Source organism: Pseudomonas sp. fls2-241-R2A-110 (genome assembly GCF_030209165.1).
Lineage (GTDB): Bacteria > Pseudomonadota > Gammaproteobacteria > Pseudomonadales > Pseudomonadaceae > Aquipseudomonas.
The window spans coordinates 98,843-105,555 of record NZ_JARVSN010000013.1; the positions used below are offsets into that span (position 1 = coordinate 98,843).

A 6,713-nucleotide genomic window follows, 5' to 3' on the forward strand; every position below is an offset into this window, starting at 1 on the left:
GCTGCAGAACCTTTGCGCTATAAGGATTTTCCATGCGAATTCTCGTGGTCAACGTCAACACCACCGAATCCATCACCCAGGCCATCGCCCGCTCGGCTCAAGCGGTGGCGGCACCGGGGACGGAAATCATCGGCCTGACGCCCTACTTCGGTGCCGACTCCATCGAAGGCAATTTTGAAAGCTACCTGGCCGCCATTGCGGTGATGGACCGAGTGATGGCCTACGACCAGCCATTCGACGCGGTGATTCAGGCCGGGTACGGCGAACACGGTCGCGAAGGTTTGCAGGAACTGCTCAACGTACCGGTGGTGGACATCACCGACGCCGCCGCCAGCACCGCGATGTTCCTGGGCCATGCCTATTCGGTGGTCACCACCCTGGACCGTACCGTGCCGCTGATCGAGGATCGGCTGAAACTGTCCGGGTTGTGGGACCGGTGCGCGTCGGTACGGGCCAGCGGTTTGGCGGTGCTGGAGCTGGAGTCCGACCCGCAGCGGGCGCTGGAGGCAATTGTGCGTCAGGCGGAACTGGCCGTGCTTGAGGACAAGGCCGAGGTGATTTGCCTGGGTTGTGGCGGGATGGCCGGACTGGACGAGCAGATCCGCCAGCGCACCGGGGTTCCCGTGGTGGATGGCGTGACAGCGGCGGTGACGATTGCCGAGTCGTTGGTGCGCCTTGGATTGTCGACATCGAAAGTGCGGACCTACGCGACACCGCGGCCGAAAAATATCATTGGCTGGCCGGGGCGGTTCGGGCGATGAGTTCACACTGAACCGAGTCGCCGCCATCGGTCTCAAGCCTGACTCATAGCGCACTAAACCGCTGCACCAACCCCTGTTGCGCAAACTGCTCGATGATGAAATCCACAAACGCCCGGGTCTTGCCGGGCAGCAGTTTGTGTTCCGCGTAATAGATAGAAATGTTGCCATCGTCGACATACCAGTCCGGCAACACCCGCTGCAACGTCCCGGCCTCCAGATAAACGGACGCAAATGGCATGCTCACCAATGCAATGCCCAACCCCTGGGCCGCCGTCGCACAAGCAGCCTCCGAATCGCTCATGGTCATCCGCGCCTTGAGCGTCAGCGGGCTGTTTTGCCGGGTACGACTGGTCAACTGCCAGGAACGTACTCGCCCGGTCTGCGGCGAGCGAATCAGAATGCCATCGTGATCCGTGAGATCTTCAGGCTCAAGGATCGCCTGCCGCCCCTCCAGATAATCAGTCGACGCCACCAACACCCGATGCGCCGGTGTCAGCTTGCGTGCGACCACGCCTTGCGGCAGTTCAAAACCACCGCCAATCGCCGCATCGAACCCTTGCGCAATCAGATCTACCTGACGGTTATCGAAATGCCAGTCCGGGCTAATTGCGGGAAACCGTCGTAGAAATTCGCCCAGCAACGGCACCACATACAAACGCCCGAACACCGTGCCCATGCTGACCTTCAGCGTTCCCGCCGGCCGCCCTTCAGCGCTCGCCAGATTGGCCACGGCATTCTGAATCGTGAGCAGGCTGGAACTGACTTCGCCAAGAAACAGCTGTCCGGCCTCGGTCAGCGTCAAGCTGCGCGTGCTGCGCTGGAACAGGCGCACGCCGAGGCGAGCCTCAAGCTTTGCAACACTTTTGCCCACCGCCGCCGGTGTAAGGCTCAAGCGGCGCGCAGCTTCGGCAAAGCTGCCGACTTCGGCGCTGCGCACGAAGCATTCGATACTGCTGAAGGTTTCCATAAGCATCACTATAAACTTTTGGTTTACACAGACTATCGCAATAACCGTCTACTCAGCAGGTAATCCTGAATCGATACTAGGCTCCATCAACCGAGACAATCTCGCCTCGGGACTCTGGAGATCGATATGACTACTCATAACCTCAGCGGCAAAGTGGCTTTGATTCAAGGCGGGTCCCGCGGCATCGGCGCCGCCATCGTCAAACGCCTGGCCGCTGAAGGCGCGACCGTTGCCTTCACTTACGTCAGCTCCACCGCCAAAGCCGAAGAATTGCAAAACAGCCTCATTGCCAATGGCGGTAAAGCCTTGGCCATCAAGGCCGACAGCGCCGACGCCGAGGCCATTCGCAATGCCGTCAGCGCCACCGTCAAAGCCTTCGGTCGCCTCGATATCCTGGTCAACAACGCTGGCGTACTGGCCGTTGCACCGCTGGAAGACTTCAAACTCGAAGATTTCGACCAGACCCTGGCCATCAACGTGCGCAGCGTGTTCGTCGCCACCCAGGCCGCCGCAAAACACATGACTGAAGGCGGTCGCATCATCAACATCGGCAGCACCAACGCCGACCGCATGCCCTTCGCCGGTGGCGGCCCGTACGCCATGAGCAAGTCGGCACTGGTCGGTCTGACCAAAGGCCTGGCGCGCGACCTCGGCCCGCGCGGGATTACCATCAACAACGTCCAACCGGGCCCGGTCGACACCGACATGAACCCGGCCAGCGGTGACTTCGCCGAGAGCCTGATCCCGTTGATGGCAGTGGGTCGCTATGGCAAAGCTGAAGAAATCGCCAGTTTCGTCGCCTACCTGGTGGGCCCGGAAGCCGGCTACATCACCGGCGCCAGCCTGACCATTGACGGTGGTTTTGGCGCCTGATGCTTTAAACCGCGCAAAAAAAACGCCGGCAAATCTGCCGGCGTTTTTGTGTCTGCTGCTTTATGCCCACTCAAGCGCCGGCAAACCGCATGCGCTCGGTATGAACGCTTTAAGCGTACGAAGAATGCCATCGGCGTGTGCGTACTTTTCGTCGGCCATCGCTGCATCCGGAATCGCAATCGCGGTCATCCCCGCCGCTTTCGCCGCCGTGACACCGAAGGGCGAATCTTCAAACACCAGGCAATCTGCAGGCTCAACGCCCAGGCGCCGTGCCGCCGTCAGGAAGATGTCAGGCGCTGGTTTGGCCGCGCCCACTTCCGGGTCGTCAGCCGTCACGACGAAATCGAACAGCGCGAACCAGTCGCGGTGCAATGTGGTTTTCTGGCCGAACGACTGGCGCGAAGAACTGGTACCAACCGCGATGGGAATGTTGTGGGCCTTCAAGTGCCGGACCAGTTCCTCGGCACCGGGCATCGCCAACGCGGTCGGAAAAAGCTCACGCATCAACGGCTCGCGGATCACCAGAAACTCTTCGGCAGTAATCGGCAGGTCCAGGGCTTCGACCACATAACGCGCCAAATCACCCGCGCCACGCCCGATGATGTTCTGTTTGACGCTCCAGTCGAAGACCCGGCCGTACCGCGCGGCAATCTGCGCGGTCACTTGGGTATAAATGCCCTCGGTGTCCAGCAACAAGCCATCCATGTCGAAAATCACGGCCTTGATCGGGCCGAATTCATTGAGCGTTGCATTCATCGCATCGGATCCGTTTTCAAATGACATCCCAGAGGCGGCGCAGGTACGGCCGGGTCCGTGATCGATTAAAGGATTCAGCAGCATAACGAGCGCCGCTGGCATTGGGCAACGGGCAATGCCCGACAGAGACAAAAAGCGCTCGTCGTCATTTAGCGATTTCCCCTACATAAAACGCCTCCTTTCCCGACTTCTTTAGCCGCTGATCCCAAGCAAAGTCTCGCGCTCAATTTTGATCTGCGCGAGGGACTGCGAATGTTCGTACCGGACAAGGTACTGGCCTTGAATAACGCCATCGGCCTTCTGGTGGTCGCCGCGATGGACCCCAGGAAGCCGGACGTCGAAGCGCTGCTCGCTGATTTTCGGCTCTGCCTCAATGACTACGATGCCTGGGCCGAAAGCTTCTGGACCGGCAAGGCACTGGATATCGAGCAGGTGTTCAAGGTCGGTAACGAAGTCCGCCTGGTTGCGCCAAAAACCGCCACTGCTCCCGTCAGCTCCACCGTCGCCGCGTGCCCGGCGGCAGGTCCCCTGACCTTGGTGCACATGTTCGACGCGGCGCGTTTTGTGCCGATCGGCAATACGCCGGTGATGCTCGAACCATTGACCTCCGACGGCACGTTTGGCGAGCCGGTCCATCACGAGATCGGCCCGAGCGGCGTCCTCGAGATCCCCGAGTGCGACCGCAGCCTGCGTTATCGAATCACGTTCTTTCCGAACGTTTCCGTAGCACATGTCAAAGCGCTCTATGCCTCCTATCAAGGCGTCATCGACGATCTGGAAGGCTGGTTGCGTAACGAGTGGACCAGCGAATTTGAATCCCCGTGGGCTGAATTCGCCGATGCCGGATTCATCAAACGCTACGGTCAGCTGCAACAGGCCGATTGGCGCGGTTTCGAGAATTCGCTGAACGGCTTGTGGGATGACGTGAAGCAGATCTACGCGCTGATCACGGACCTGCAAGCCAACAGCCAAAAGCTCCTTGAGTACCTGACCGAGACCGAACTTGAAACACTGCTGAACGCTTCGGCTGAATCGATTGCCAACCTGCTGCTGGTGTTGAGTGACGAGCCTTTGATGTTCATTCATCTCGCCGCCATCACCAGTTGGTTGCGGATGTTACCGCCGCAGTTCGTCGCCGAAGTCGTGGCAGAAATTCGTACCGGAATACTGATTGGATTGCTGCTGGCGCGCTTCAGCGGTGGCACAGGACTGACGCTCGGCATCAGCGCCAGGGTGCTGGACAAGGTCAAATCGGAGCGTGCGCGAAACTGGCTGGCCGCCGCGAGCCTGCGGCTGGCCGAGCTCGGCACCCGATCCGATCTGACGGCCCACGCCGGCATCCTCAAACCCCTCGCGGTCCACGCCCGAAAAGCATCGGTGAACCCAGCGCCCGCGGTGCCGTTGCAGATCAGCACGGGCGCCCCGCCGGTGTTGCAGGTGAAAAACCCGGTCGCGATTGCTCGTGACAAGTCCACCGCCATGACCCGACTGGTCCGCCAGGAACACCGGGATGACGCCCCGGATCAGGCGAAAAACCCCAACGGCGACAGCGCCGATTGCGGACCGCTGACCTGCACCAACGGCTGCCCGGTGTCGATGGTCACCGGCGAAGAGTTGCTGACCCTTAATGACGGTTCGCTCGATGGTTTGCTGCCATTTGCATTTACCCGCCTCTACCGCACCAGCGCCGTGGAAATTGATTGCGGGCTGGGCTGGGGCTGGAGTCATTCGCTGTCGCATCGGCTGGAACTGGACGCTGAACACGTCGTCTGGATCGACCATGAAAATCGTCGCACGACGTTTCCGCTGCCAAGCGCCGAGCGTCCGGTCATTCACAACAGCCTGTCGCGCGCGGCGATTTATCTGGGGGATCAGCCTGAAGAATGGGTGCTCGCGCTGGCTGGCGAAGCCGTGCGGTTTTACCACTTTCAAAGCGGTTGCCTGACCGGGATCAGCGACGCCTACAACAACCGACTGCGCATCACCCGCGACGGTCAGGCGCGCATTCAGCGGATCGATAACGGTGCTGGCCGCTCACTGCTGTTGCGTTATGAGCGCCGGCACATCGTCGCGGTCGAGTATCAGTCATTCAGCTCCGCCGACGCCCCTGAAACCGCCTGGCGTACCGAGCAAACACTGGCCACCTATCGCTACGACGCCCGTCAGCGACTCATCGAAGCCACCAACGCCGCCGGCGAAAGCGAGCGCTACGACTACGACGACCACCACGTGATTCTGCAGCGGCAACTGGCCGGTGGGGCGAGTTTCTTCTGGGAGTGGGAACGGTCCGGCAAGGCGGCGCGCTGTGTACGTCACTGGGCCTCGTTTACACAGATGGATACGCGTTATGTCTGGGATGACGACGGCGCGGTGTTGGTTAAAAACGTCGATGGCAGCGAAGAGGTTTACGTCCACGACGACCGAGCGCGCCTGGTGCGTCGGGTCGACCTGGACGGCGGTGAACAGCTCAAGGCCTACGACGACCAGGGCCGGTTGATTGCCGAGCAGGGTCCGATGGGCGCGGTGACCGAATACCGCTACGACGAAGTCGGACGGCTGGTGGCGCTGTTTCCACCGGAAGACCAACCAACGTCCTACGAGTACCGCAACGGATTCCTGCACGCCCGTTATCGCGGTGAAGCGGTGTGGAAGTATCTGCGCAACGCTCAGGGCGACGTCACTGAAGCGACCGATCCTGACGGCCAGATCACCCATTACCACTACGACGAAAAAGGTCAGTTGCTGTCGATCCGTCACCCGGACACCAGTCGGCATGTGTTCGTCTGGAATGGCTTGGGGCAATTGGTCGAAGAGACGCTGCCGGACGGTGGCGTACGGCGCTTTTCCTACGATGCGCTGGGGCGGCAACTTACCCGTCAGGATGAACACGGCGCTGTTACGAAATACCAATGGGATGCTGTTGGCCGACTGATCCAGACGATGCTTCCTACCGGCGCCAGCCGTGCCTTCAGCTACAACGCCTACGGCAAGATCACCGCCGAACGGGACGAACTGGGCCGCGTCACTCGCTACGAATACCTCGACGATCTGCACCTGGTCAGCCGCCGGATCAACGCCGACGGCACCGAGCTGAAGTATCGCTACGACAACGCGCAGCTGTTGCTCACGGAAATAGAGAACGAGTCCGGCGAACAATATCGGCTGGACTACACGCCCGGCGGCTTGATCCGACAGGAAACTGGCTTCGATGGTCGGCGTACGGCATACGTTTACGACCTCAACGGCCATCTGCTGGAGAAAACCGAGTTCGGTGATGACGGCTCGCAGCTGATCACCGGGCACGAGCGGGATTCGGCCGGTCGCTTGCTGGTCAAAAATCTGCCCGATGGCGTCAA

5 protein-coding genes are annotated in these 6,713 nt (G+C 60.6%); 3 read left to right on the forward strand and 2 right to left on the reverse strand.

The annotated features are described in order from the left end of the window. Positions 1-32 precede the first annotated feature (32 nt). Positions 33-761 carry an aspartate/glutamate racemase family protein gene (locus QRN31_RS11885; RefSeq protein ID WP_222585393.1) on the forward strand — a complete coding sequence of 243 codons (729 nt, stop codon included), beginning with the start codon at positions 33-35 and terminating at the stop codon, positions 759-761. 43 nt (positions 762-804) lie between these two features. On the opposite strand, the gene QRN31_RS11890 is transcribed toward QRN31_RS11885, so the two are convergent. Further along, complete coding sequence (locus tag QRN31_RS11890) at positions 805-1,728, reverse strand: LysR family transcriptional regulator (RefSeq protein WP_285432179.1); 924 nt, start codon at positions 1,726-1,728, stop codon at positions 805-807. Positions 1,729-1,854: 126 nt separating this feature from the next. On the opposite strand from QRN31_RS11890, the gene QRN31_RS11895 reads away from it, so the two are divergent. Continuing rightward, a complete protein-coding gene (locus QRN31_RS11895) occupies positions 1,855-2,601 on the forward strand; it encodes a 3-oxoacyl-ACP reductase family protein (RefSeq protein ID WP_285432180.1) in 747 nt (248 codons plus the stop codon). A gap of 60 nt (positions 2,602-2,661) precedes the next feature. On the opposite strand, the gene QRN31_RS11900 is transcribed toward QRN31_RS11895, so the two are convergent. Continuing rightward, positions 2,662-3,357: an HAD-IA family hydrolase gene (locus QRN31_RS11900; protein WP_285432182.1), complete on the reverse strand. Its 696-nt coding sequence runs from the start codon at positions 3,355-3,357 to the stop codon at positions 2,662-2,664. Positions 3,358-3,609: 252 nt separating this feature from the next. On the opposite strand from QRN31_RS11900, the gene QRN31_RS11905 reads away from it, so the two are divergent. Beyond that, positions 3,610-6,713: DUF6531 domain-containing protein (locus tag QRN31_RS11905; RefSeq protein ID WP_285432184.1), on the forward strand; the 3,104-nt coding region annotated here is incomplete at its 3' end.